Source organism: Candidatus Spongiisocius sp. (genome assembly GCF_965221825.1).
Lineage (GTDB): Bacteria > Actinomycetota > Acidimicrobiia > Spongiisociales > Spongiisociaceae > Spongiisocius.
Map to the genome: position 1 here is coordinate 2410057 of NZ_OZ244917.1, position 25599 is coordinate 2435655.

Annotated in this window: 22 protein-coding genes; 16 read left to right on the forward strand and 6 right to left on the reverse strand. The window is 63.0% G+C overall.

Annotation, left to right across the window (positions count from 1 at the left end; all coding sequences use genetic code 11):
• Nucleotides 1–247: 247 nt before the first annotated feature.
• Complete coding sequence (locus ACOQPD_RS11305) at nt 248–532, reverse strand: DUF1778 domain-containing protein (RefSeq protein WP_420612055.1); 285 nt, start codon at nt 530–532, stop codon at nt 248–250.
• Between the two features lie 79 nt (nt 533–611).
• A complete protein-coding gene (gene aceA / locus ACOQPD_RS11310) occupies nt 612–1898 on the reverse strand; it encodes an isocitrate lyase (protein ID WP_420612056.1) in 1287 nt (428 codons plus the stop codon).
• Between the two features lie 196 nt (nt 1899–2094).
• Here aceA and ACOQPD_RS11315 point away from each other — a divergent pair, with 196 nt between their 5' ends.
• Nucleotides 2095–3012, forward strand: a complete 918-nt coding sequence (locus tag ACOQPD_RS11315) for a LysR family transcriptional regulator (RefSeq protein ID WP_420612057.1) — start codon at nt 2095–2097, stop codon at nt 3010–3012.
• 92 nt (nt 3013–3104) lie between these two features.
• Here ACOQPD_RS11315 and ACOQPD_RS11320 read toward each other — a convergent pair whose 3' ends face one another.
• The 3 genes from ACOQPD_RS11320 to ACOQPD_RS11330 all read right to left on the reverse strand — a co-directional run bounded on the left by ACOQPD_RS11320 (nt 3105) and on the right by ACOQPD_RS11330 (nt 6949).
• Nucleotides 3105–4325 (reverse strand): IS110 family transposase, encoded by a 1221-nt coding sequence (locus ACOQPD_RS11320; protein ID WP_420612058.1) that lies wholly within the window; start codon nt 4323–4325, stop codon nt 3105–3107.
• A 253-nt stretch (nt 4326–4578) separates the two neighbouring features.
• Nucleotides 4579–5637: a Rieske 2Fe-2S domain-containing protein gene (locus tag ACOQPD_RS11325; protein WP_420612059.1), complete on the reverse strand. Its 1059-nt coding sequence runs from the start codon at nt 5635–5637 to the stop codon at nt 4579–4581.
• Nucleotides 5638–5956: 319 nt separating this feature from the next.
• A complete protein-coding gene (locus ACOQPD_RS11330) occupies nt 5957–6949 on the reverse strand; it encodes a cutinase family protein (protein ID WP_420612060.1) in 993 nt (330 codons plus the stop codon).
• Between the two features lie 165 nt (nt 6950–7114).
• Here ACOQPD_RS11330 and ACOQPD_RS11335 point away from each other — a divergent pair, with 165 nt between their 5' ends.
• Nucleotides 7115–8500, forward strand: coding sequence for an amidohydrolase family protein (locus tag ACOQPD_RS11335; protein ID WP_420612061.1), 1386 nt, complete (start codon nt 7115–7117; stop codon nt 8498–8500).
• 96 nt (nt 8501–8596) lie between these two features.
• Nucleotides 8597–8779, forward strand: coding sequence for a hypothetical protein (locus ACOQPD_RS11340; RefSeq protein ID WP_420612062.1), 183 nt, complete (start codon nt 8597–8599; stop codon nt 8777–8779).
• A 45-nt stretch (nt 8780–8824) separates the two neighbouring features.
• Here the strand turns inward: ACOQPD_RS11340 and ACOQPD_RS11345 are convergent, their stop codons facing one another.
• On the reverse strand, nt 8825–9781 hold the full coding sequence (locus ACOQPD_RS11345) for a dipeptidase (RefSeq protein ID WP_420612063.1): 957 nt from the start codon (nt 9779–9781) through the stop codon (nt 8825–8827).
• A 539-nt stretch (nt 9782–10320) separates the two neighbouring features.
• On the opposite strand from ACOQPD_RS11345, the gene ACOQPD_RS11350 reads away from it, so the two are divergent.
• From ACOQPD_RS11350 to ACOQPD_RS11410, 13 genes are all read left to right on the forward strand, one after another.
• Nucleotides 10321–11880 carry an ABC transporter substrate-binding protein gene (locus ACOQPD_RS11350; RefSeq protein ID WP_420612064.1) on the forward strand — a complete coding sequence of 520 codons (1560 nt, stop codon included), beginning with the start codon at nt 10321–10323 and terminating at the stop codon, nt 11878–11880.
• A gap of 54 nt (nt 11881–11934) precedes the next feature.
• The gene (locus ACOQPD_RS11355) at nt 11935–12948 is read left to right on the forward strand and encodes an ABC transporter ATP-binding protein (RefSeq protein WP_420612065.1); all 1014 of its coding nucleotides are present in this window, start codon (nt 11935–11937) and stop codon (nt 12946–12948) included.
• 181 nt (nt 12949–13129) lie between these two features.
• Nucleotides 13130–14191: an ABC transporter ATP-binding protein gene (locus ACOQPD_RS11360; protein ID WP_420612066.1), complete on the forward strand. Its 1062-nt coding sequence runs from the start codon at nt 13130–13132 to the stop codon at nt 14189–14191.
• Complete coding sequence (locus ACOQPD_RS11365; protein WP_420612067.1) at nt 14188–15126, forward strand: ABC transporter permease; 939 nt, start codon at nt 14188–14190, stop codon at nt 15124–15126. The genes ACOQPD_RS11360 and ACOQPD_RS11365 overlap by 4 nt, the downstream gene beginning before the upstream one ends.
• Nucleotides 15119–16018, forward strand: a complete 900-nt coding sequence (locus ACOQPD_RS11370; RefSeq protein WP_420612068.1) for an ABC transporter permease — start codon at nt 15119–15121, stop codon at nt 16016–16018. The genes ACOQPD_RS11365 and ACOQPD_RS11370 overlap by 8 nt, the downstream gene beginning before the upstream one ends.
• A 63-nt stretch (nt 16019–16081) precedes the next feature.
• Nucleotides 16082–16456 (forward strand): PPOX class F420-dependent oxidoreductase, encoded by a 375-nt coding sequence (locus ACOQPD_RS11375; RefSeq protein ID WP_420612069.1) that lies wholly within the window; start codon nt 16082–16084, stop codon nt 16454–16456.
• 73 nt (nt 16457–16529) lie between these two features.
• The gene (locus ACOQPD_RS11380) at nt 16530–17750 is read left to right on the forward strand and encodes an amidohydrolase family protein (RefSeq protein WP_420612070.1); all 1221 of its coding nucleotides are present in this window, start codon (nt 16530–16532) and stop codon (nt 17748–17750) included.
• Between the two features lie 183 nt (nt 17751–17933).
• Nucleotides 17934–18791 carry an amidohydrolase family protein gene (locus tag ACOQPD_RS11385; protein WP_420612071.1) on the forward strand — a complete coding sequence of 286 codons (858 nt, stop codon included), beginning with the start codon at nt 17934–17936 and terminating at the stop codon, nt 18789–18791.
• A 73-nt stretch (nt 18792–18864) separates the two neighbouring features.
• Nucleotides 18865–20532 carry a DUF885 domain-containing protein gene (locus ACOQPD_RS11390; RefSeq protein ID WP_420612072.1) on the forward strand — a complete coding sequence of 556 codons (1668 nt, stop codon included), beginning with the start codon at nt 18865–18867 and terminating at the stop codon, nt 20530–20532.
• A 57-nt stretch (nt 20533–20589) separates the two neighbouring features.
• Nucleotides 20590–21456, forward strand: a complete 867-nt coding sequence (locus ACOQPD_RS11395) for a DUF1028 domain-containing protein (protein ID WP_420612073.1) — start codon at nt 20590–20592, stop codon at nt 21454–21456.
• Between the two features lie 27 nt (nt 21457–21483).
• Nucleotides 21484–22182 (forward strand): SDR family oxidoreductase, encoded by a 699-nt coding sequence (locus ACOQPD_RS11400; RefSeq protein WP_420612074.1) that lies wholly within the window; start codon nt 21484–21486, stop codon nt 22180–22182.
• Nucleotides 22183–22346: 164 nt separating this feature from the next.
• Nucleotides 22347–23375, forward strand: a complete 1029-nt coding sequence (locus ACOQPD_RS11405; protein WP_420612075.1) for a sulfite oxidase — start codon at nt 22347–22349, stop codon at nt 23373–23375.
• 165 nt (nt 23376–23540) lie between these two features.
• Nucleotides 23541–25400 carry an ABC transporter substrate-binding protein gene (locus ACOQPD_RS11410; protein WP_420612076.1) on the forward strand — a complete coding sequence of 620 codons (1860 nt, stop codon included), beginning with the start codon at nt 23541–23543 and terminating at the stop codon, nt 25398–25400.
• The last annotated feature ends 199 nt before the right edge of the window (nt 25401–25599 follow it).

The window sequence follows — 25599 nt, forward strand, 5'->3', positions numbered from 1 at the left end:
ACACCGCCGCTATATGTTGCCTATCGCCAAGCACCTACACCGGCTGAAGGCTCTATCGATCGATTCTGCCGGCTTGGAGGGAACATACCAAGGCTTCGTGGAGCGACCTCCGACCACCCGGCAACCGGCCGGGCATGGCCGACCACGCTCCAAACCAGGAAAGGTGGTGGCGGGGGAGGGCCCGGCCGGCGAAGCCCTCGCCGCGATTTTCGCGTTCCGGGCGCAGCGGGATCGGTGTCGGGCCCGGTCACTCGTCAAACGGCGAGGTCTGTTGCATCAACCTCCTCAGTCCGGGCAGGTCGCGGGCTGGACGCCGGTTGATCTCCTCCCAGGCGTGCTGCGCGTCCAGACCTAACGTGAACTCGGATCGGTGGACCAGTACCCGCCGCGCGGCCATGGTTAGGTTCGTCACCACGAAGTCGGTGAGGCTTGTGCCGGACGCGGTGACGGCGCGATCGATCAACGCCCGATCCTCCGCCGTTATCCGGACATCGAGACGTTGGCTACGTCGCCGTTCGGGACGCGTCGCCATGTTTAGGAACCTCCTGGGATGCGCGCGGCCAGCAAACAGCCACTGATTCCTACAGCGTAGAACAAGACGCTGATAGGGGTCAGTGGAATTGCTTGGCTTCGGTCGATCCCACCAGCGCGAGCGTGGAGGATCGGCCACCCGTTGCCACCTGCATCACCTCGTCGAAGTAACCGGCGCCCACCTCGGCCTGGTGCCTGGTTGCGGTGTAGCCGAGTGGCTCCGAGGCGATCTCGGTCTGCTGCAGCCGGCTGTAGGCCGCCATACCGGACGTGCCGTAGGACCTCGCCAGGTCGAAGGTGTGGTAGTTGAGCAGGTGCCACCCGGCCAGGGTGATGAACTGGAACGTGTAGCCCAGCGCGGCGAGCCGATCCTGGAACGCGGCGATCTGCTCCTCGCTCAGATGGTGCCTCCAGTTGAAGGAGGGGGAGCAGTTGTAAGCCAGCGGCTTGCCCGGGAAGCGGGCGTGGATCGCCTCCGCGAAGGCCGCGGCTTCCTCGATGTCCGGCTCCGAGGTCTCGAACCACAGCAGATCGGCGTATGGCGCGTAGGCCAGGGCCCTTTCCGTGGCGGCCTCCATCCCGCCCCGCACTCCGTGGTAGCCCTCCGGGGTGCGCTCGCCGGTCAGGAACCTGCGGTCCCGTTCGTCAGCGTCGCTCATCAGGAGTCCGGCGTCGCGGGCGTCGGTCCTCGCCATGATGACGGTCGGCACGCCCATCACGTCGGCCGCCAGCCGCGCCGCGGTCAGGGTCCGGATGAACTGCGAGGTCGGGACCAGGACCTTCCCGCCCATGTGCCCGCACTTCTTCTCGGAGGAGAGTTGATCCTCGAAGTGGACGCCGGCCGCTCCGGCCTCGATCATCGCCTTCATCAGCTCGAAGGCATGGACGGGACCGCCGAATCCGGCTTCCGCGTCGGCCACCACGGGGGCGAACCAGTCGATGCCGTCCTCACCGTTGATGGACGCGATCTGGTCAGCGCGTGTTAGGGCGTTGTTGACGCGCCTGACCGCGGCCGGCACGCTGCTGGACGGGTAGAGGCTCTGGTCCGGGTAGGTCTGGCCCGACAGGTTGGCATCGGCGGCCACCTGCCAGCCGCTCAGGTAGAGAGCCTTGAGTCCGGCCCGCACCATCTGTACCGCCTGTGCCCCGGTCAGGGCGCCGAAGGTGCGGATGATGGGCTCGGTCTCCAGCAGTTCCCGCAGCCGTTCGGCTCCGGCCCGGGCGATGCTGTGCTCGATCCTGAGGCTGCCGCGCAGGCGGAGTACGTCGAGAGCGGTGTACGGGCGCTCTATGCCCTCCCACCTTGCCTCCTGGTCCCAACGGGCTTGGAGAGCATCGGCTCTCCTGAACCTGTTCCGGCCATTCATCGACATGGCTCCGTCCCTTCCGGGTACCTATCTCGGATTGACATGCACTCCCGCCACCTGCGCGTAGCGCCGCGTCGGGATCGCTCCGGATAATCATGGCGGCCGCGGGCCGCGTATGAGCGGTTTTCAGCGATAAAGCTGGCCTGTTTCTTCCGATCAAACTGATAGGCTATAGCTATCGGCATCCAGGCAGGGAATGGAGTTCAGAGAAATAGAGTCCTTCCTGGCTGCGGCTCGGATCGGTAGTTTCCGGGGGGCGGCCCGGGCGTCCTTCGTGAGCCAGCCGTCGCTGAGCGCCCGCATCAGGTCGCTGGAGCGCGAGCTCCGCACCCCGCTCTTTCACCGTATGGGCCGCGGCGTCCGGCTGACCGAGGCCGGGGAGGCGTTCTTGCCCTTTGCCGAGCGGGTTCTCGAGTTCGTCGACAAGGGTCGGGAAGCGGTCCGCCAGACCCTCGACGAGCAGCAGGGGACGATCACGATCGGCTCGGCCCGCACCATCGGGACCTACATGCTCCCCCCTACGCTCGACCGCTTCCAGCGCCGCCACCCCCAGGTCTCGGCGCGTATCCGGACCGGCCGCTCGACCGATGTTCTCGCCATGATCGTCGACGGAGTAGTGGATGTCGGTCTGGCGAGAGGGCTGGTCCATCCGGACGTGCACTCGATCTACCTGTACGACGAGGAGATCGTGCTCGTGGCCTATCCCGACCATCCCTTCGCGGAGGAGGGGTATGCCCGTATCTCGGAGGTGGCGCGCCAGCCCCTCATCCTCTACGACCCCAGCTCGACGTACTTCCTGCTGATAAACCAGGCATGTCACGAGGCCGGTATCGTCCCGCAGATCGAGACCACCCTCGACAGCATCGAGGCCACCAAGCGCATGGTGGCGCTGGGACTCGGTATCTCCTTCCTGCCCCGCAGCGCCATCCGGGGCGAGGTCGAGATGGGCAGGCTCTTCCCGATCGGGATGGCCGAGGAGCACCGCGTCTACCTGCCCACCCATGTCCTGGTGCGGCGCGCCCAGCACTACAGCCCGCCGGTGCTCGCCTTCCTCGGGCTGCTGGCGGAAATACACGGATGCGACCTGTCCGGTGTGGTCGGCAAGACGGGTTGAGGAGATTCGGAGTTCCGGAGCTTCCTGGTGTCATGCCGCCTGGCACACCTGCATGACGCTGTGGCCCGGTGGGGGGTGTCCCTGTCTTGTTGTCAAGCCGCTTCGGGCAGTTTCTCGGGTTGGCGGGGTTGGTAGGGCGTTTGGGTCTTGAGCATGGCCAGGATGATGTTGGTGCGTCGGCGGGCGACGCAGATGACAGCGGCGTTGTGGTCTTTGCCGTGGGCGCGTTTGCGTAGGTAGTAGGCGCGGGCGTCGGGGTCGTGTCGGGTGGCGACGAACGCGGCGATGAACATGGCGTTCTTGAGTCGGTGGTTTCCGCCTCGTGATCGTCCTGTTCGGTGGCTGCGGCCTGATTGTCGGTCCACGGGGGCTAGCCCGGCGTAGGCGGCTAGCCGGCCGGGGTTGGCGAACCGGTGCGGGTCGCCGATCTCAGCCAGGGTTCGAGCTCCGGTTCTGGGCCCGAACCCGCACATGCTGTTAAGGACTTTTCCCAGCGGATGCTCCAAGAACGCCTGCTCGATGTCAGCTTCGAGGCGTTGTCGGCGGTCGATGATCCGGTCCAGGTCGGCGGCCAAGTCGCCGATTGTCTCGCCCCAGGTTGCCTCGGCTGGCACCGTGACGGTCTGGGAGCTGAGCGCAGCCCAGATCTCGTTGGTGAGTGTGTTGGCGGTGCGCTTGGATCGCTTGGATATCAGCGTCCGCACCCGGGCTTTGCCGGCGGTTCGCAGCGCTGTGGGGGTGGGGTATTTCACCAGCGCGGCTCTGAGACCAGGTGTCGACATCAGCCTTTCTCCCACGGCACGCTCCAGAGCCGGGGACACGGCTAATAGGGCGTCTCTCAGGCGGTTCGCGGCCCGAGTAGCGTCGGCGGCCAGGTCTGTGTCCCGACCGTTGAGGATCCGCAGACGGGCCAACAACTCATCGGTGACAGTCGTCCAACTCAGACGATCCGCGTTACGCCAGGCGAAGTCGGCCAACACCTGCGCGTCCTTGGGGTCGGTCTTGGCCGCACCTGCGTAGAGGTCGGCAGCTCGGCGCATCGCCAGGCCGGTGACATAAGCCACCGGAATCGCCATCTCTGCGGCGACGGTGAGCGCCAGCACAGCCGCCGACGAGGTCATATCAACCACCAACGCCGGGCGGCCGTGGTCCCCAGCGTCGTCGATCATCCGCCGGATCGCTGATTCGTCGTTGGGAACCGCTCGGGCGAACAGCGCCTCACCGCTGGCCGACACCGCACAGGCGTAATGCTTGCCCTTGGCGATGTCTATACCGACGAACACTCCGGGAGCCGGCGTAGGCCTCTCACCCATCAGCTGGTCCTCTCTAGTCGCAAACTCCTTCGGCAGCTACTCGAGGGCACCAACGCCTCAACCACTTTACGAACCAGCCCCCTGTCGGTGCATGTCCCTGTAAGAGGTCGCAGGCACCCAACCACGGCGGGTGGCAACACCCCCCAGGCCATCTCTCTGACAGGGGGACAAAGCCCTGCCCGCCGCGGCGAGCAACCAGCCCCGATACTCACACATCAGAGCTACTCAACAAGGTAAAGGGGAGGGTCCCCCTCTACGTGCTGTAGGCGAGTTCCTTCAGCCAGCGCCGGTACTCGACCGCCACCCGGTCGGAGCCCTTGATCTGGACCTCCGCCGACAGGTCCATCGGGAGTTCCTCCGGCCGCTGCGACTGCACGATGGGGAGGTCCTGGCCGATGACCAGGGCGTTGAAGTCGAGCATGTCCCGGTCGGTCTCGTGGTCCAGCGAGTAGTCGCGGCCCATGAAGGTGAAGCACCTCGACGTCTTGCGGCCGGTCGGGCACACCGTGAAGAACAGCAGGTATCGCTGATCGAGCTCGGGAATCGACTGGTCGAGGAGGATCGTGTTCGGCATGAACAGGCGGTAATCGATCTGGACGTCCACCGGCCGGCCGTCTGACTCGAGGCCCTTGTTCTTGCCGGAGTCGGCGGGTTCGGCCATGTGGGGATGGTCGAAACGAAGCTCGTGACCCACGCGGCCGATCCCGTGATCCGGGACCTCCGGTTGGTCGCGGTCTCCCAGGACTCCGTCGTGAACCCAGGCGAAGTGGGCGAAGTCCACATAGTTCTCGATCCGCCGGGGCATGGAGCAGTTCCAGTCATACGAAGGCACCTCGATGACTTTGAAGCCGGGATCGTCCCGGTAGGGGAACTCGGGGAGTGGGAAGCGGGGCTCTCCCGACATGCATACCCAGATCAGGCCGGCCGCCTCGGCCGCCGCATAGCGGGTCAGGCGGGCCCGTTTCGGGATCCGGGTGCCGAAGCGGGACGGGATCTCGGTGCACATGCCGTCCGGCCCGTACTTCCAGCCGTGGTAGGCGCAGCGAAGGGATTCGTCCTCCACCCAGCCGAGGGACAGGGCCGTACCCCTATGCACGCAGAGGTCGCGAAAGGCCCGGACCTCGCCGTCCAGCCGGACCAGCACGATCTGCTCATCGAGCAGCGTGGCGGAGATCGGCTTGTCCTCGCCCAGCTGCGACGAATAGGCGACCGGATGCCAGTAGTCGAACAGCGCTTGGTAGAGGCGCTCCTCGTCGGACCGGCCGAAACGGATCTCGTCCTCGGTCACGTTGTACTGGTCGGCAACGGTCATATCGTCCTCCCATTCCCCGGACAACTGGTGCCCGCTCCGGTGCCAGTCTACGAACTTGGGGCACAGGGCACCGGCGGTGGTGCGGTGTTCCTCAGGTTCTGGGCGCCGCTGGTGGTGCGGTGTTCCTCAGGTTCTGGGCGTCATGTGTGGGCGCGAGCGTCCTTGGCCGTTTCGCTCGATCAAGCGGCAGCGAGCCACCCGGCAGGCCCGAGCTCTCGGGCCGCACCGGTCGTTTGCGGCGGGTTCGGGCACTCAGTCGTACTCCACCGTCAGTCGAGGGCCGGAGGGGAGTGCCTGGCAGGTGAAGATGATTCACGCGCTACCCCGTCGCCTCCACCACACGGGAGGCGGCCTCGCTCGCCGCCTCGACGAAGTAGCTGTCCGCATACACCCCATGTATGGGTACGTGGAATCGTCGAGTTGCCATGTCGAAATGGACGCCCAGAACCAGGTCCAGGACGCTACCGGTACAGACCCCGTCGGTCTGTTCGCACCACGATCCCGCCCGGGACTCGATATCGGCCGGCACGTAAGGTGCAGGAGGACCGATGCTCAGAAACCTGAATCCGTCGAGGTTCAGGATTCCATTGCTGGTGGAGCATCCGACCGTTCCGCGCCTCCAGGGTGAGACCCCTCCCGGAGTCCTCCACAGGCAGTTCGCGATCGACCCTGGACTTTCCCCTTCAGGAAGGTGCAGGGTCGGATCGCTGAAGAGGGCAACATGAGCGATCCGATCTCTGGTCTCCTCGTCCAGTAGGGACAGGCTGCTCCGTATGACCTGGGCGCCCTGCGAGTATCCACCGACCAGGAATATCTCATCAGGGCAATCGGATCCTCGATCATTGAGGTAATGAGTGAACTCACCCATGCCTTCGATAACCGAATTCCGGTACTCCGATGCCCCCCGAAGGTAGATGTCGAGCAGATCGGCTGAGCTATCCGATGACGGACTGTTTCCAGGTGGACGGGACATTCGCCTGATCATGGAGGCCACCGTCTCGATGATGTAGGAGCGGTACAGACTGAGGATCGCTGAGATACCGACGGCCCGATACCGGTAGCCTCCGTATTCTCGAGTTCCCAGCTCGTAGTCGTTTATCGAGTAGCCCGTGAGACGGGTCTCGACATGATCGAAAAAGGCCTGCGCCATGCCTTGTTGACCGGTGGCGGTCGCCAGTTGCTGATCGGAGCCACGGGCGAACACGATCGTGATGTCGGAGCATGCCGGTACTGGCGCATCCTCTGCCCTTGCGGGGAATGCACCCGATCCGGAACCCCAAGCAGCCAGGAGGACCGCCAACAGGCCCGCCACCAACCTGCGTATGAATCCCTGCCCTCCGCGCAGAGGCGACAAAGCGTTGCGGGCGGTTGACAAGCAGCGGAGCGGTCCCACGTCGCGCCCACTCTAGGTCGGGGAGGGGTCTAGCAGGCAGAGGGTCTACGATCATCGTGCGGGCTTGTCAGGAAGAGGATGCGCATGAGGGATCCGGTGCCACCGCTCCAGTGTGATCTGCTGCTTGAAGGCGGCACCCTGGTGACCCTCGACCCGACCCGGCCGGTGGTCGAGAGCGGGTTCGTGGCCATCTCGGGCGAGCGAATCGTCGGAGTCGGGGAATCGAGCACAGCGCCCGAGTACCGGGCCGACCGGGTGATCTCGTGCCGCGGCCGGCTGGTGATGCCGGGCCTGGTCGACTGCCACAACCATCTATTCCAGTCACTGGGCCGTACTCTGGGCGACGGTCTTCCGGGCTGGGACTGGCTGAGCAGGTTCATGTGGCCCTACGCCGCCGCGATCACGCCGGAGGAGACCACCTCCGCGGTGTTCCTGGCGGCGGTGGAGGCCGCCCTGGCCGGTACCACCGCGCTGCTGGATCATCACTACGGCCGCACCGACTACGAGACCACCCTCGCGGTGGCGGCCGCCCTGGAGGAGGTCGGTCTTAGAGGGGTGGTGGCGCGCGGCGTCACCGGCGGCTACACCAAGCTGGCCGAGCGCCAGGGCCTGCCCCGGGAGGCCTTCACGGGCAGCGACCGGGAGGAAATCGACACCACCGAGGCCTGCATCGAGGCCCGGCCCCCCGGCTCCCGGGTGGCCGTATGGCCCGGACCGATCAACACCGTCTACACCGGCCAGGACCTGCTGGTGGCCGCGGTGGAGACAGCCCGCCGGCACGGGACCGGATGGCACACCCATCTCAGCGCTCCACGGAGTGATCCCGATGTGTACAAGGAGGCATATGGGGTCCGTCCGGCCATGTGGCTCCATAGCCAGGGACTGCTCGGCCCGGATGCCGTGCTGGCCCATGCCACCTGGCTCGACGAAGCGGAGATCGAGGCCATCGGCTCGACCGGGACGGCGGTGGTGCACTGCCCGATGTCCAACCAGTATGTCCCCTACGGCGTGATGCCCATGCGGCAGCTCCTGGACGCCGGCGCCACCGTGGCGATGGGTACCGACGGCTCCACCTGCGGCCACCGCCAGGACCTCTTCGAGAACATGAAGATGCTGGTGCTCATGCACCGGCTGGCGGAGCTCGAGCCCGCCGCCTCGTCAGCCGCAGAGGCCTTGCGGATCGCCACCGTAGGAGGGGCCACGGCGCTGGGCATCGACGCGGGCCGCTTGGCGCCCGGAGCACTGGCCGACATGATCGTGCTGGACGCCACGCGACCCCATCTCACCCCGGCCCACGACCCGCGGGCCGCCCTGGTCTACGCCGCCCGGGGCAACGATGTGACCACGAGCATCGTGGGCGGAGAGGTCATCGTGGAGGACGGCCGCTGCACCCGCGTCGACCAGGACGAGGTGATCGCAGAAGCCCGGGCCAGAGCAGCCGAGCTGATCGGCCGGATCGGCCTAGCCTAGAGTCCCCGCACGCTACGATAACAACCACTGACTACACTTGTGATCAGAGTATGATAGAGTAGAAACGTGGGTCAGTAGGTAGGAGGAATAGCCACGATGTCCTCACCAGCCACCGAGAGTTATGCGGATGCTGTCGCGGCGCGAGCGGAAGCCGCGAGTGAGGCCAAGGTCGAGAAGGCAATCAGCAACCAGACGAAGTGGATCATCACCACTCTGATCGCAACCTCGATAGGACTCATGAGCATCGTTGTCACGCTGGTGATTGCTCTGGCTGACTAGGGAGGTCTCCTGGACATTGCCGGTACGCCTGGCGATTCACCGCGGTCAGGCGTCGGCGGACCACACTCTTTTGAAGAGGTCTATCCAGTTGTGGCCCATGATGCCGTCTATGGATTCGGACGGGTAGCCGCGCCGGACCAGTTCCCGGCGGATGCTGGGAATCTGGGAGGGACAGGTCAGGTCGACGAGGCGGGGGTCGGCATCCATCGGGTAGTCCTCGACAGTCCACGCCCCTGACTCGATCATGCGCTCGACCATCTCCATGCCCGACTCGCAGAAGTCCAGTCCGAGCCCCACCTGGTCGGGTCCGATCAGGTCCACCAGGTAGTCGATGTGATCCACCAGGTCCGACACGGTGGCGCCCTTGCCGCCCGGCTTCACGAAGGATGGGAAGCTGACCACCCCGACCAGTCCTCCCAGGTCGGCGACCGCCTTGATCTGCTCGTCATCGATGTTGCGGCGGTGGGCGGTGAGAGCGGCCGGGTTGGAGTGGGAGAACACCGGCGGCGCGGAGGTGACCCGCATGGCGTCCATGGTGGTGCGGCGCCCGGTGTGGGAGAGGTCCACCACAATCCCGAGCCGGTTCATCTCCCGTATCGCCTGGCGCCCGAACGAGGTCAAAGGACCGTCCTCCGTGCTCAGGCACCCGTCGCCCAGCGGGTTGGCGAAGTTGTAGCAGAGCTGAACCATCCGCAGCCCCAGCCTGTGGAAGCGGCCGTAGTTGGCGAGGTCCTCGCCGAGGGGGGCGCCGTTCTGGAAGTGGATGATCACTCCCAGCTTGCCGGGAATCGGGAACCGGTCGAAGTCGCCGGGCTCGGTGACAGCGACCAACCGCTCGTCCTCGTCCATCCAGCGGGCCCATTGCTCGAGCAACTCTCGAGTTTCGGAAGGGGTCTCCCAGTTGGCCACGGTCGGAGCCCCGATATCGACCCCTCCTTCGATATAGAGGTCCCACGCCTCGGGGTCGGTCATCAGCGGACAGACCGCGTCCACAACCGTCATATTCGATCCACCTGTCGAGATTGCCGGGTAACGGGCCTAACGACGGCCCTTCTGATGGCCGGATTGTACCGAAAGGAGGGAATCCCCACCGCCTCTCGTGCCCCATCACGCATCTTCGTCCGGGTTCTCCGCTTCTGCTGAGCGAACTATCGGAACTACGGGCCACATAAATCCTCCAGTTTCCCCGACGTCTTCGAGCACTGAGGGGTAGAGTCGTTTCATTCGCCCGTAGGAGTTTGGGCGACAAGCGGAGGCTCTTCAGTTCCTCCGAAATCCGGGCGGGCTGAGGAGATTTATCCCGAAGGAGGGCCGGCCCGATGCGCACGCGAGAACACTCAGATAATAGGTACTCATATCGGAGGCGACTCGCAATCTGCCTTGGAGTTCTCGCGCTCCTCGCGGCGGCGTGTGGAGGCGCCGATGATCCGGCTCCCACAACTGCGGCTCCTGCTACTACTGCGGCTCCTGCTACTACTGCGGCTCCTGCTACCACTGCGGCTCCTGCTACCGATGATGGAGCTACGGCAACCACGCAAGCCGTGGCGACGACTGCGGCGGCGGTCGCAGCCGCATCCTGTATCCAACCCGGGTCCGAAGTGACCATAATCAACCAGACGAACGTCCGGAATACGGTCAATCCCCTGCTCGCTATCGATACGACCGGGTACTGGAGGACCGATCTGATCTTCGATCTCCTGATCGATGTGGATCCGGACACCGCCGAGATCGTTCCCGAGTTGGCACGTTCGTGGGAAATCTCGGATGACAACTTGACCTACACCTTCCACCTTCAGGAAGGCGTCATATTCCATGACGGTGCGCCGCTCACCTCCGCGGATGTGGAGTTCACGATCGAGAGCATCCTGGCACCCGGCTTCCTGGGCCAATGGCGGCCGAGGCTGGCCAATATCGTCGGAGCCGACGCGTACACAGACGGCACCGCCGACAAGGTCGCGGGTGTGGAAGTCCATGACGACCACACGATTTCGATCACGCTGGCTAAGCCCGACGCCTCGTTCATGGCAATCTCGGTCAGGGAGGTACTGAAGGTTCTCCCGAAGCACTTGCTGGAAGGGGAAGGCCCCATCGGAGCGGATCACCCGTTCTCGCTGCATCCGATAGGCAGCGGGCCGTATGAGTTCGTCCAGTGGACGGAGGAGAAGACTACCTTCAAGGCCTTTGATGGCTACTGGCAACCGAATCGTGGCTGTATCGAAACCGTGCACCACGGGGGGATCCAGGACGTCAACACCATGCTGGTCGCGATGGAAACGGGACAGGCTCATGCCATGGACCGCACACCACCCGGCGACATTGATCGCATGGTCGCCTTACCACACATTGACGTTGCGACCTATGACAAGGCACAGCTAGACGGTCTCGTGTTCAACGTCCAGAGCCATGAAGCTCTTGCCAATCCGGACGTCCGGCGGGCAATCGCGATGGCCATTGACAAGGAATCCTTTGTCACGAACTTCCTGGGGCAGTATGCGACCGTACGTGACGGTTTCCTGATCAGCAATTCCTGGGCATTCGACTCGAGCGTTGAGATGCCCCCTTATGATCCCGACGCTGCGGCGGCGTTGCTTGCTCAAGCGGGCTATCCGGGCGGGGAAGGCATTGAGTTGACCTTCTTCTATAACGATGGGAATAGCAACCGTGAAGGGTTGGCGATCTATGCGCAGGCGGAACTCGCCAAGCTCGGTATCGATGTCACCATCGAAACGGCTAAGTGGCCGCAGTTTATCGAAGCCGTGAGAAACGGCGATTTCAATGTCGCCGTGATGTCGCTCCATTCCGGCTTCCCGGATCCGGCAATCATTGGACAGAACTACGGGACGGGTGAGCCCGAAAACCATATGAACTACTCCAATAGTGCTATCGACGAGGCCTTGACGGCTGCGCTGCTCACGACCGACGTCGATGAAAGGAAGGCGCATTACTCACTGATCCAGGAGCACTTGGCGGCGGATACGCCGTTCGTGCCCGTGTTCAGCCCGCCCGGCACTGTCCTGTACAACTCGGACCTCCTCACCGACGTGTTCCCGTCCAACAACCGGATGTACTGGGATGTCCGTGAGTGGAAGGTAAACGAGTAGAGGTCTAGTCGAGCTCGTATGAGTGCGGCAACCTGAGAAGGTGCGTTGCATCACATGAAGGAGGAGGCTGCCAGGCCCTCTCGGTCAGCGGAGGCTCTGCTGTCCGTAAGGGACCTGGCAGTCGACTTCGAACTCGAAGGCGGTGCCCTGCGAGCGGTGGACCGTATCTCTTATGATGTCCATCCAGGTGAGATAGTCGGCATCGTCGGAGAGTCCGGGTCGGGCAAGAGTGTTTCGGTCCTGGCAGTTCTTCGCTTGCTCAATGTCTACACGACAGGAGCCAGCGTCACCGGGGAGGTGCTGTTCGAAGGTCGAGATCTCTTTGAACTCACTGCCAAGGAAATGAGGGAGATTCGCGGCAAGGACATCACCCTGATCTTCCAAGACCCTTCCTCGTCATGGCATCCGGTGCTGGGAGTCGGCCGTCAGGTGGCTGAAGTGAGCCTCGCCCACGGGAAGATGGGATCTGACCGTGTACGGCAACATGTGGAAGGCCTGTTCGAGTCTGTCGGCATCCCTAACCCTCGAATCAGATACGAGCAGTACCCGCACGAGTACTCGGGCGGGATGAAGCAGCGAGCCATGATCGCCATGGCGATAGCGAACAGGCCGAAGCTCTTGATCGCGGACGAGCCCACCACTGCTCTCGATGTCACGATCCAGTCGCAAGTGCTTGAATTGCTGCGAAACGTGACCGCAGAAACGGGTGCTGCCCTGATTCTGATCTCACACGACATTGGTGTGATCGCGGAGATGGCCGACCGTGTGATCGTGATGTATGGAGGACGGGTGATGGAAGAAGGCCCGGTGGAGCAAGTGCTGCTCTCGCCGCGCCACCCATACACCAGGGGACTGCTGTCGAGCCTGCCGCAGATCGACAAGAAGATGGCACGATTACCGACGATTCCCGGTTCTCCGCCTCAGATGTTCCAAGCATTGGCCGGCTGTCCCTTTGAACCGAGGTGTGGACTCTCCGGGGACCGCGATCCTTGCCGGGAATCACGGCCGTCCTTGAGACAGTGCGGCGAGGATCAGTTCTCGGCGTGCCATTTCTTCGAGGAGCTTTAAGTGGTCTGTCTGCGAAACAGCTTGGTGTGTTCTGGCGGTCATCGGTGTCCCGTCGCTGCGTTCCGCTTCCTCAACGTACCGCTGCGGGTACGCCTTCGTCAGCGGGCCTTGCGAGGAACACCGCTGCCGACGCCATACCACACCGCCATTACCCAGACAGACCACTAGGAAGCAGGTGCCGATGGAACGTCCCTCAGATCGCGCCGAAGCAGTCAACGGGGAGGCGGGTCCGCGCTCGGGCTCCCCGCTCCTGACCGTGCGCGACCTGACGAAGACGTTTCCCGTGCGTAAGGGCCTGTTCGGGCGCCCGGAGGCGATGATCCAGGCGGTGACCGATGTGAGCTTCTCGATCTATCCCGGGCAGACTCTCGGGCTGGTCGGCGAATCCGGTAGTGGGAAGTCCACAACGGCGCTGTGCATCACCCGGCTAATGGACGTTACGTCCGGCAGCATCGTGTTCGAGGGCAAGGAACTGGCGGAACTGTCTAGGCGGAGTATGCGGCCTATCCGGCGGAACATGCAGATCGTCTTTCAGGATCCTTACTCGTCACTGGATCCCAGGATGACGGTCAAGGAGATCATTGCCGAGCCTCTGCGAGTGTATGGCGCCTATGGCCGTAGAGGCGAGGGCGAGAGAAAGGTACACGAATTACTGGAGAAGGTGGGGATGAATGCCGGCGACGCCGCCAGATTCCCCCACGAGTTCTCCGGAGGGCAGAGGCAGCGCATCAGCATTGCACGGGCACTGGCACTCGAGCCAAGGCTCCTGGTACTCGATGAACCCGTCAGTGCCCTGGATGTCTCGGTTCAGGCACAGGTAACGAATCTGCTCGGGGACCTCCAGGAGGCCATGGGGCTGGCCTATCTGTTCATCGCCCATGATCTCGCGGTCGTGCATCATGTTTCCGATTGGATCGCGGTGATGTACCTGGGCAGGATCGTCGAGTACGGCACCGTGGACCAGGTCTTCAGCCGGCCAACCCACCCCTACACCCAGGCTCTACTGAGCGCGATACCAAGTGCGGACCCGACCAAGGCCGACGACGTCGATGAGAGGATCATCCTTACGGGGGAGATACCCGATCCGGCCGATCCGCCCTCGGGTTGCCGATTCCGCACGCGCTGCTGGAAGGCAGAGCCGACCTGTGCGGAGGTTTCTCCGGAACTGGTGGACACCCTCGGCGTCGGGCATCCGAGCGCCTGCCACTTCCCGGAACTTCAGGCGAGCGGAGTCCGCCGATGACCCGCTTCATCGTCAATCGCATAGCGCAGATCATCCCGTTGCTGGTCCTGTTGAGCGTCTTCATCTTCACGATGATGCACCTGGCGCCCGGCAGTCCCGAGAGCTTCTATCTCACCGACCACTACACCGAAGAGCAGGCCGAGGCGGTTCGCGAGCAGCTCGGGCTGAACGAACCCCCGGTCAGGCAGTACCTCACCTGGCTGGGGGCCGCGATACGCGGTGACTTCGGACAGACGTTCACGTACGGGGTCACCGTCACAGAGGTGATTCTCTCTCGGCTGTGGCCCACCCTGCAGCTGCAGCTGCTCGCGCTGACCGTTTCGGTGGTGATCGCCCTGCCGGCCGGCGTGATCTCCGCACTCAGACGGAACTCGAGACTCGATCATACGATAACGACGGCAACCCTTTTCGGTTTGTCGATGCCTGACTTCTGGTTCGCATTGTTGCTAATGCTGACCTTCTCCGTACACCTGGGATGGCTACCCGCTTTCGGGACCGGGAGCGAAGGCCTCTTCGCGGCTCCCCTCAACCTTGTCATGCCGGTGGCCGTCCTAGGGCTCTCGGCTGTGCCCTGGTATGCCCGGGTGGTGCGATCGTCCATGCTGGATTCCCTGGCGGAGGACTACATCCTGACTGCCGCGGCCAAGGGCTTGACTCCGACTCGGATCACGATCCATCATGCTCTGCGCATAGCCATTCTCCCCCTGGTCACCGTGATCGGTCTGTCCATGGCCCGAGTGCTCTCGGGCGTGATCGTGGTCGAGACGATCTTCGTCTGGCCGGGGTTGGGGCAGCTGGCATGGGAGGCTGTGATCCGCCAGGACTATCCCGTCATCCTGGGCTTGACCATCTTCACGGCCGCGTTCGTGATGATCTTCAGCCTGATCGTCGACATCCTGTACACCTACATCGATCCGAGGATCCGTTATGTCTAGTGAGCGCTTGGCGAGTCCAGCAGCTGCCGCACCTGGTCAGATCCGCTCGGAGAGCCGGTTCAAGAGAATCGCATGGCGGTATAGCCGCAATCGTCCGGCAGTCGTGGCGATGGCCTTTCTCACCGTTCTCATCATCGTCGCGATACTCGCGCCGCTGGCAGCGCCGTACGATCCCGTGGTCCAGGACCTACCGAGGCGCTTGGAGCCCCCGAGCAGAGAGTTCTTGCTGGGGACCGACGCCTTCGGACGGGACAGCTTCAGCCGGATGATCTATGGCGCGCGGGTGTCGCTCCTTGTCGCCTTCGCCACGGTGGCACTGATCATCCTCATAGGCACAACGGTCGGCATCCTCGCGGCCTACTACCGCCTGCTTGATGGTCCCCTGATGCGGATAGTCGATCTCCTCATGGCGATGCCCCCTCTGTTCCTCCTGATCATGCTGGTGGCTCTGTTCGGCGCTAGCACGGGACATACGGTGCTGTTCATTGCCCTGAGTTACTGGCGGACTACGGCCCGGTATGTGAGGGGCCAGGTCCTGTCGCTCAAACACAGGGACTATGTGAAGGCCGCCCTGGCTTCGGGCGCGTCCGATCTCCGGATATTCGTGCGCCACATCATCCCCAACATCTCCGACGGGCTGATCGTGATCGCCACACTCTCGATCTCCTTCGTCATCCTGCTCGAGACGGCTCTGAGTTACCTGGGCCTCGGAGCGCAGCCGCCGACTCCGAGTTGGGGCGGCATGCTCGCTGACGGGAGGCAGTACTTGCAGATCTCATGGTGGTTGACGGTCTTCCCGGGTCTGGCGATCTTCCTCACGGTGATGGCCTTCAACTTCGTCGGTGACGGCCTGCGCGACGCCTTCGACAGCAGATCCGCCAAGGCGGTGTGAGCATGAGGTGCGAGGTGGGGCCGGCTTCGCACGGCGGGTCTTGTCGAGCAGGAGACAGTTCCCGTGCTTAGCAAGAAGGTAAAGGCCTTCGCAGAGGGCCCGAACTTTGCGGTCCTCACGACGTTGCTGGCAGACGGTCAGCCGGCTGGTCAGGTTATGTGGGTCGACTGTGACGATGAAACGCTGTTGATCAATACGGAGATACATCGGCAGAAGTTCAAGAACATACAGAGAGACCCGCGGGTGACGGTGGCGATATGGAAGCATGACGATCCATACGAGTATGTCGAGATCAGGGGAGAGGTAGTCGAGACGATCGGGGGAAGCCGGGCCAGGCAACACATCGACAAGCTCGCTCTCCAGTACTTCGGCCGGCTGTACGACGGCAGCATCATCGAGAGCGAGCGCGTCATCCTCCGGATCCGCCCCTTGTCGTAGTCGATCCTTCGAGGTAACGCGGCTGATTCAGGGAATAGGCGGTTAGGGGCAAGGAAAGGAACGTGGCGGGAGTATGAAGGTGTCGACGGTAAGGATTCAAGGGGTCAGCTGGCTGGACACCTCGTCGGGGGAGCACAGCGAGAGGAACATCCTTGTCCGGGGCGGTGTGCTAGCGGATCCGTCAAGTGAGTCGGCAGACCTGACGATTGACGCATCGGGCTTGACCGGGATGTTCGGCCTGTGGGACTGCCACGCCCACGTCGGCGGTCTGATGTACGACCCGGACGCCCAGGGATACTTCGAGGCGCCCGCCGCCCGCACCATCCGGGCGGGTGTGAACCTAGCCCAGGCCGCTCGGATGGGGATCACGGGGGTGCGATCGGTAGGAGAATGCGACGACATCGATCTGGTGCTGAGCCGCGCTCACGAGGCGGGTGTTCCTCCGGGACTCCGACTCCGCGGCTCGGGCTGCGCCCTCAAGACCACCGGTGGCCATGGGGTGGCGTATCCCCGTGAGTTTGTCCGCATGAAGGGGGCGATGACGGTGGACGGCCCGAGCGAGGTGGCACGCGCCGTTCGCCATCAGGTCTCTCGTGGTGCGCATTGGATCAAGGCGTCGCTGACCGGGGGTCTCTACAGCGAGCACGAGACCGTGGACGGGGGACAGTTCTCCGATGAGGAGATCGAGGCGTTGATGAGGACGGCCCACCAGCGCGGCATTCCGGTGGCCGCCCATTGCGGTGGGAGTGAGGAGGCAATGCGATTCTCCAGATTGGGAGGCCGCTCGGTCGAACACGGTTATGCGCTGGACGAGCAGGCAGCTGCTTCGATGGCGAAGGCCTCAACCTGGCTCGTGCCCACGATCGGGGTGACTCACGACTCCTCCTTCATTTCTGAGGACGGGTGGCCTTCCCACGCTGCGAATCGGGCAGCAGCTTCCATTCAACGTCACCGGGAGGGTCTCGAAGCCTGCTTGGAGGCCGGCGTTCGGATCGCTGTCGGGGCAGACCTGAACCCGATCGGGCCTCGCCTGCACCGGGAGATGGAACTCCTGGAGGAAGTGGGCCTTGACAGGCTGACCGTGCTGCACGCTGCCACGATCGGCGGTCGTGAACTCAATGGGCTCGGGCCTGAGAGCCTGCCCGAGCCCGGCGCCGCTGCCGACATCGTCCTCACCGAAGGGTCCCCTCTCGACAATCCGAGGGTATTGCGTGATCCGGCTCTCGTCATGGCGTTCGGCCGCGTCCTGAAGGGAGAAGGCACGGAGCACTGGGCGCCGTCTTGGCAACGGTGAGAGGTATTTGTCTGGTAACTAACACAACAGACGACAACTCTTTCGCCAAACCCTTAATCGATAAGAAAGGACTCCACACAGAGACTCATCATTGAGCAGCACATGGTACACTTCAACATTACGATTGGTCGGCGCTATCGCACCTAGATCTGCATGGCTCTGGCGGAACAGGAAGGATTTCTAATGATTGTCGACTTTAGGATACGACCCCCCTACAGGGACTTTACGGACCTGCACATCTTCAGCCCTCGAGTCCCCAACCCCGATCCTGTCAAAGCGCACGGTCTGTCCCTCAACCTGCCGGAATACAAGTCACGATCTGAGCTATCCATGACCCATCTCATTGCGGAAATGGACGAGGCGGGAATTGACGTAGGAGTCGTCCATGGCCGGCAGTCTCCATCACCGTTTGGTACGGTCAGCAGCGACACCGTTGCCGCGATAGTCAAGGAGTATCCCGGGCGATTCGTCGGCTTCGGCGGTGTGGATGGCAATCGTGGAAAAGAGGCTCTGGAGGAGATCGAGAAGTGCCACAGCTTGGGTCTTCGAGGCATTTGCTTTGACAACGGGTTCTCTGATCCGCCGCTGCACAACGACGATGCCAAATTGATGCCGCTATACCAGTTGTGCAGTGACCTCGGGCTCATTGCATCCCTCACCAGCAGTATCTTCCTGGGTCCGGATATGTCGTACTGCCACCCCATTCACGTCCAGCGGATGGCCCTCGCCTTCCCGGACCTGACGATCGTCGTGCCGCACGCTAACTGGCCCTGGACGACACTCGCCTGCAGCGTGGTCTTCCAGACCAATAACGTCCACCTGATACCGGACTTCTACCTCAACATGCCCAACACTCCTGGCTCTCACGAGTACGTGAGATCAGCGAACTACTTCATGAGCTACAACTTGCTGTTCGGAAGTAGTTACCCGGTGAGGCCCTTCGGGCAGAGCGTGGAGCAGTTTCGAGCGCTGCCCTTCGACTCCGATGAGATTCTCAATCGGGCTCTGGGCGAGAATGCCGCACGGATACTGGGCCTCTAGCCAGGCACGAAGATCCCTTTGTGGCTCGCGGTCTCCGACCGCGGGCTGAACGTGTCGATTGCGAGGTTCTAGGTTGACGGAATCGCTGGATCAGGTCATCGAGGAGTACCTTCAGACCGTGCTCCGGGCCGATCCCGTGGCTGCCACCCAGGTGGGAGTGCACACGTGGGACTCGGAGCTCGGCGAGTTCGGACCGGACGTCGCCGACGATTACCTGAGAGATCTCCATGGACTCGTGGCTCGCCTGGAAGGTGTCGATTCCTCCTCGCTGCCCTTCCCGAGTCAGTTGGATGCGAGAGTCGCCATTGCCGATGCCAAGGTGAAGGCGCGCCAGCTCGTGGAGACACGATTCTGGGAGCGGTCACCGTACTGGCATCTGGAACGGCTCGGTAACGGGGCATCTCTGCTCATGGAGCGTCCATTCGCGCCCGTCCACGAACGGGCCGAATCGCTCCTGTCACGGCTCGAAGCAGTCCCTGCTTACCTGGTAGCACTACGGCGCCTCCTAGGGTCACCTGACCTCCCACGCCCGTACGTCGACATGACGATCAAGGTGGCCGATGGTCTCCAGACATTCTTCGGGACCTCGGTCCCGATGTTTGCCGGTCAGCTGGAAGGCCGGATCACAACCCCGCTCTCGGCCGCTGCGCAGGGGGCGGCGACAGCTGTGGCAGAGTTCTCCGAGTCGCTCCACGTGCTGCGAGACGCAGCCAAGGGAAGCTTTCGGGCCGGTGCGGCGTACTTCGACTTTCTCCTCGATACATATCACGGTGTCCCTCTCGACCATTCGGAGTTGTTCGAGTGGGGGAGGGACCGGGTAGAGCAGGACCGTGCCCGGTTGGAGGATTATGCGAGGTCCTTGGATCCCGATCTCCACTGGACCGAACAGGTGAGCCGGGTGAAGCAAGATCATCCCCGACCGGAAGGGTTCGCCGATGCCTACGCGCGTGAGATGGAGCGAGCCCACGATCACTGCGTCGAAAAGGATCTGATCTCGATACCGGATGGCGAGGTGTGTCACGTCCGATGGCTCCCGGAGTACTTGCGGGTCGGTTTGCCGATCGCCGTCATGTCGCCGAGCCCTGGCTTCGAGCCGGGTCTCGTCAGTGAATGGCTGATCACGCCCATCGACCCGGACGCGCCCTCTGATCGCCGATCGCAGCACATGCGTGATAACTGCTACGCGTTCTGCAAGTCGATCGCAGGCCATGAGACGTATCCCGGACATCATCTCCAGCGCGTCCATCACAAGCTGGCGACCGAGACATCGCCGATTCGCCGCTATTTCGTGTCTCCCCTATTCGCCGAGGGTTGGGGTCTCTATACAGAGGATCTGTTGGACGAGACCGGCCTGTTCGACGACCCGGCGGTCAGACTCTTCAAGCTGCGTAATGCTCTATGGCGTTCCGTTCGCGTGGTAATAGACACCGGCCTCCATACGAGGAATATGAGTTTCGCCGAAGCAACCAGACTGTTGGAAGAGGAGGTCGCCCTTGACCGGCACATGGCCGAGGGCGAAATCACCAGATACATCCGGTACGGGAATCCTACGTACCCTTCGTCCTACCTCATGGGCCGGACCGCGATTCACGACCTCCGAGCACGGTACGATGCCGGCGCCTCGTTGAGGAGTTTCCATGATCGATTGCTGTCGTACGGTTCTGTTCCGCTTTCCTTCCTGGATGAAGAGCTGACAGGCGACAGCCCTGCAAGAGACCTAGAACAGGGCCGTGGTGCGTGAGCAAATACCTTCGCCTGGGCAAAGCCGGCAACATCCGGCCGTGCTAGCGTGTAGACGGTGACATTTTCGATAGTAGCTCGCAGTGCAGACGGTGCATGGTGGGGGTCTGCGGTGGCCTCGAGATGTCTTGCAGTCGGACGAGCCGTACCTGCCGCCAAAGTGAACGTGGGAGCGGTCGCAACCCAGGCCAAATGTAATCTCACATACCGGGAACGCGGACTCGCCCTGCTTAGTTCCGGGGCCTCAGCAGAGGAAGTTGTGAGGAGTCTTGTGAAAGACGACGACCAGCAACAGTACCGGCAGCTCGGGGTTGTGGACGCGATGGGGCGCGCCAGCAGCCATACCGGAGAGGACTGCAACGGTTGGGCCGGCCATGCGGTGGGTGATGGCTATGCCATTCAAGGGAACTTCCTTTCCGGTCCTGGTGTGATCGCCGCGATGGAAAGGGCTTGGCTGGCAACAGACGAGTCGGACCTACTCGAGCGCCGGATGCTTGCGGCGTTGCTGGCCGGCGATCGCGCCGGCGGCGACCGGAGAGGACGCCAGAGTTCTGCGATCCTGATCGTTACCGAAGAGGGCGCCTACGAAGAAGGCGCCAGCGACGAGTATACGAACCTCAGGGTCGATGACCACCACGATCCGGTGCTAGAGCTAATACGCCTCTCCGATATCAGAGCTGTCCACCTGGTGCAGAGTGACGGGCCGGGTGCGATTCCACTCGAAGGAGACGTGTTGGGTGAGGTCGCGATGCTGCTAGACCGGATCGGATATCCGCCGGAGACCTCTGCCGAAGATGCGGTGATTGCCGCCTTGGAAGCATGGGCCATCGACGAGTACTTATCCGGACGCTTTCATGGCGACTCGATCGACAGCGAAGTCCTGACCGTCCTCCGCAATCGCGCCGGCTCGGGCTCCCTTATCTGAACGCCGGACTCCGGCCGAGGAGTTGAGATGGTGCTGTCCCCCGACCTGATCGTTGTATTCGGTGCGGCCGGCGGTATGGGCAGGGCGGTCACCGACCTGGCCCGGGACCAATCCTTCCAGGTCATCGGCTTTGACAAGGTTCCCCGGGCGGACGGCGAGTTCGAAGTCCTCGAACTGGATGCATGCGATCCGGTTGAAGTACAGGAGGGACTCTCGGGCGCACTCCGGTCGGCAAACGGGGGCAGTGTGGCGGTTGTGAATGCCGTGGGCACGCCAAGCCGGGGCACGATAGTAGACGTAACACCTGAGGAGTTCGATCGGGCCATTGACATCAATCTACGATCGGCCTACTTCATCACCCAAGCACTCGTTCGCTCCCTCCAAACCGGCGCATGTTCATGGGCCGGGATCATCCATATAGCGTCCGGAGCCGGTGCTCTCGGGTCTTCGGATAGATTCGCGTATAGTGTCGCAAAGGCCGGCTTGTTGGGACTTTGCAGGCAGGTGTCCAAAGACTTCAAGGACGACGCTTTCAGGATCGTCGCCATAAGTCCCGGTCTCGTTGACACTGATTTCGCCACCCCGATGTTGACCGCCGAGGAGCGAGAGGAATACCGGCTGCGCCGGGCCAGTTCGATCTCACCTGAAGGCATTGCAGAGTTGGCGCTGTGGATCATCCGGCATGGAATGATCGCCATGCATGGAGGTTCCCTTGACGTCTTCTAACGACGGATAATACCCGCAGTATCTTCCCTGGCAGGCCCTTAACCCAGGTCAAAAACATCCGTCGATGATGAACGGAGTGGCACTGCTGAGACGGTCGAAGGGAGTCAGAAGCACCAGCCTGCTACCATGAGGGAGCGGTGACCGACGGCTTGATGATTTCTCGAGTGAGCGCAGAGCTCAGCCAGCCGCGAGTTTCACAACTGGGCGAGTTCATCACACCGAACCACTTGTTCTTCGTCAGAGATCACTTCGTAGACCGGCCCGTACTATCTGATGATGAGTGGCGCCTGTATCTAGAGGGAATCGGCGTCGAATACACAACCATTTCGCTCGACCACCTTAGAAGTCTCCCATCCAAGACCTTGACCGTGACTCTGGAGTGCGCGGGCAATGGAGGCTACGGCAGGGGCGCCGACCGGCACCAACACCACATGCGATCCATGGTGGGGACGGCAGTCTGGCGAGGCGTTCCGGTCGCGACCTTATTCGAGAACGCGATCCCACCCGAGGTGACGGAGTTCGTCTTCCGAGGCTATGACGGCGGCGAGGACCCTGATGAGCCGGTCCCGATCGATTGCTATACGAGGAGCATTCCGAGGGCCAAGGTTCTTGACGGCGATACGCTGCTCGTCTACGAGATGAACGGTGAACCGCTGCCTCGAGAGCACGGGTTCCCTGTCCGGCTGGTGGTGCCGGGCTGGTACGGCATGGATTCGGTGAAGTGGCTCAGATCCATCGAGGCGAGAACTACACCCCTCGGCCATTTCTACGACGATCACAAGTACAGAGCCCAGTCGACGGATGCGGGTTTGCAAGCCGGACGGCGGGTACGCGAGATGGGGGTGAAATCGTTGGTCCTGTCCCCTTCGAATGGCCAGCGGCTCCTCTTTGGTGACATTCCCATCTCGGGGCTCGCGTGGGCGGGTGAGAACGACGTGACGAGTGTCGACATCAGCTTCGACGGCGGCCGGACGTGGCAGCCCACCGAACTGGGCCACGAGGCGCGACCGTACAGCTGGAGAACCTGGAGCCTGACACGCAAGGTTGATGAGGTGGGCCCTCTGGACTTCGTGGTGAGGGCTGTCGACTCGGAGGGTCGTTCGCAACCCATGGACGCCCAGCCGGTTCGCACGTACGAAGCCAACTGGGTCCAACATGTGCGCGTTTTCGTGGTCGCCGGCCTGGAGGCGTAGACGTCTAGTCGACGCGTAGACGTTTGGTCGGCGTTCCATCCCGTTCGCTATGGTTGCCTACGGATGTCCGCCCGGTTAACGGGCGGCTGTTCTCGCAGGTAGTCGGCCCGTGATGCGGCTACCCGCCGGGACCGGGAAGAGCACAGAGAAGCAAGGGATGGAGACATGATCAGATCTCGTGTATGGATAGCAGCCCTGCTGGCGATGGCGCTGGTTGCGGCCGCCTGTGGAGGGGATGACCCCGAACCCGCAGCGGCTCCCACTACCGCAGCAGCCACGACTGCCACCACGGCCGCCATGGCCGAGGAAACGACGACTACTGCCGCTATGGCTGAGGAAACGACCACTACCGCGGCCGCAGAGGTGACTACCACCACCCAGCTGACGGGAACCGAACTGGCCGGCGGTGAGGGTAGCTGTGCTCCCGAGTCCGAGGCCGCTCCGGCCCGAGGGGTCGCTCCGGTGGACGGTATGACCATCGTGCGGGCCATCAGCGGTGATGTCTCGACCATCGACCCGCGGCGCAATTTCGAAGCCCGGGCTTCGGAGATGGTCGCCAACATGTACGACCAGCTCACCACCTTCCATCTGATTCCGAACGCCGACGGCGTGCTGGTGGCGGACTCCACCCGTCCCCAGGGTCTGCTGGCAGAGGGCTGGGACTTCAACGAGGACTGCACCTCGGTGATCTTCACCCTTCGCCAGGGCGTGAAGTTCCACCACACCGGCAACGAGATGACCGCCGATGACGTCCGGTGGAGCTTCCTGCGGGCGGCCTACCTGGACGCGGGCGGCTGGTTCGACCATGCCGTGATCGGTCTGTACGACTTAGGTTCGGAGTCCGACATCGAGGCCGCCATCACGGTCATCGACGACTACCACATCCGCTTCGACTTCAACAAGCCCACCCCGTTCCCGCTCCACGTGCTGTCGAACGCCGGAGTGACGGTGTACGACTCGGAGGTGTTGATCGCCCATGCGACCGATGACGACCCGTGGGCCCATGAACACCTGAAGACCAACGACGTGGGCACCGGCCCCTTCTACCTGGAGTCGCTGGAACCGGGCGTGGAGATCGTGCTGAAGCGCAATGACGACTACTTCCTCGGACCGGCCCAGGCCGAGCGGATCATCCTGCGGGTGATCCCCGACGCCGCCCAGCAGGCCGCCCTGCTGACCGCCGGCGAGATCGACTTCGCCGAGGCGGTGCCGGTAACCGCCATACCTGACCTCCGCGACCAGGGCGTGAAGGTCACCACGGTGGGTGGCAACAACCAGGCCGTCATGTACATGAACCCGACCCGGGCTCCGTTCGACGACCCGCACGTGCGGGTGGCGATCTCGTACGCCTACCCGTACGATGACGTGCTGGAAGGCGTCTACTTCGGAGCTGCCAGCCGCGGCGGCGGGCCGATCCCGTCGACCACTCCGTCGTACAACCCGGACGCCCCGTTCTACAGCCAAGACCTGGACGAGGCCCGCGCGCATCTCGCCGCCTCGGGCTATCCCGACGGCTTCAGCGCCGATCTGTACATAGACGGCACGCTGGCCTTCGCTCCGGAACTGGCAATCGTGGTGCAGGCGTCGCTGGCCCAGATCGGGATCGACGTGAACATCGTGAGGCTGGACTCCGGGCAGTTCCGGGACAACGTCTTCGCACAGGATGAGGACGGAAACCGGATCAACCCGATGGACTTCTTCCTGTTCTACTTCGGCTCCGGTTCCTGGGTGAACGAGCCCCAGTACCACATGGAGCTGTTCTGGGAGCCCAACGCCTTCGCCATGCGGAGCAACTACGAGAACCCGGAGGTCACCGAGAAGCTGAACGCCGCCAAGTTCCTGAGCCCGGCCGATCCGGCCAGGGCCCAGCTCTACCACGACGTTCAGGCGATCATGCTGGCCGACGCACCCGCGGTGTGGCTGGCCGAGCCGCACCACATCGTGGCGTCCAGCCAGGAAGTCCAGGGCTTCATCTGGCGACCCGATCAGATCAACCGTTACTACTACGTGACCAAGTCGGCCTGATCACCTGGAAGTAACCTCTAGAACACCGGACAAGCCGCCGGGCCGGTACGCTGGCCCGGCGGCTTTCCCCATGTGGGGACGTCCGGTGATGTAATGGCTGGGAAGGTACGGACTAGACGGAGGGGTTCCGAGGGATCGGATCCACGAGGATGTTGCCGAACGGTAAACCGAACTATCGCCAATCACTGGCCACCGGCCA

Coding starts and splice junctions, on each gene's coding strand:
- ACOQPD_RS11305 (WP_420612055.1), bottom strand. CDS start 532: ATGGCGACGCGTCCCGAACGGCGACGTAGCCAACGTCTCGATGTCCGG.
- aceA (WP_420612056.1), bottom strand. CDS start 1,898: ATGAATGGCCGGAACAGGTTCAGGAGAGCCGATGCTCTCCAAGCCCGT.
- ACOQPD_RS11315 (WP_420612057.1), top strand. CDS start 2,095: ATGGAGTTCAGAGAAATAGAGTCCTTCCTGGCTGCGGCTCGGATCGGT.
- ACOQPD_RS11320 (WP_420612058.1), bottom strand. CDS start 4,325: ATGGGTGAGAGGCCTACGCCGGCTCCCGGAGTGTTCGTCGGTATAGAC.
- ACOQPD_RS11325 (WP_420612059.1), bottom strand. CDS start 5,637: ATGACCGTTGCCGACCAGTACAACGTGACCGAGGACGAGATCCGTTTC.
- ACOQPD_RS11335 (WP_420612061.1), top strand. CDS start 7,115: ATGAGGGATCCGGTGCCACCGCTCCAGTGTGATCTGCTGCTTGAAGGC.
- ACOQPD_RS11340 (WP_420612062.1), top strand. CDS start 8,597: ATGTCCTCACCAGCCACCGAGAGTTATGCGGATGCTGTCGCGGCGCGA.
- ACOQPD_RS11345 (WP_420612063.1), bottom strand. CDS start 9,781: ATGACGGTTGTGGACGCGGTCTGTCCGCTGATGACCGACCCCGAGGCG.
- ACOQPD_RS11355 (WP_420612065.1), top strand. CDS start 11,935: ATGAAGGAGGAGGCTGCCAGGCCCTCTCGGTCAGCGGAGGCTCTGCTG.
- ACOQPD_RS11360 (WP_420612066.1), top strand. CDS start 13,130: ATGGAACGTCCCTCAGATCGCGCCGAAGCAGTCAACGGGGAGGCGGGT.
- ACOQPD_RS11365 (WP_420612067.1), top strand. CDS start 14,188: ATGACCCGCTTCATCGTCAATCGCATAGCGCAGATCATCCCGTTGCTG.
- ACOQPD_RS11370 (WP_420612068.1), top strand. CDS start 15,119: ATGTCTAGTGAGCGCTTGGCGAGTCCAGCAGCTGCCGCACCTGGTCAG.
- ACOQPD_RS11380 (WP_420612070.1), top strand. CDS start 16,530: ATGAAGGTGTCGACGGTAAGGATTCAAGGGGTCAGCTGGCTGGACACC.
- ACOQPD_RS11385 (WP_420612071.1), top strand. CDS start 17,934: ATGATTGTCGACTTTAGGATACGACCCCCCTACAGGGACTTTACGGAC.
- ACOQPD_RS11400 (WP_420612074.1), top strand. CDS start 21,484: ATGGTGCTGTCCCCCGACCTGATCGTTGTATTCGGTGCGGCCGGCGGT.
- ACOQPD_RS11410 (WP_420612076.1), top strand. CDS start 23,541: ATGATCAGATCTCGTGTATGGATAGCAGCCCTGCTGGCGATGGCGCTG.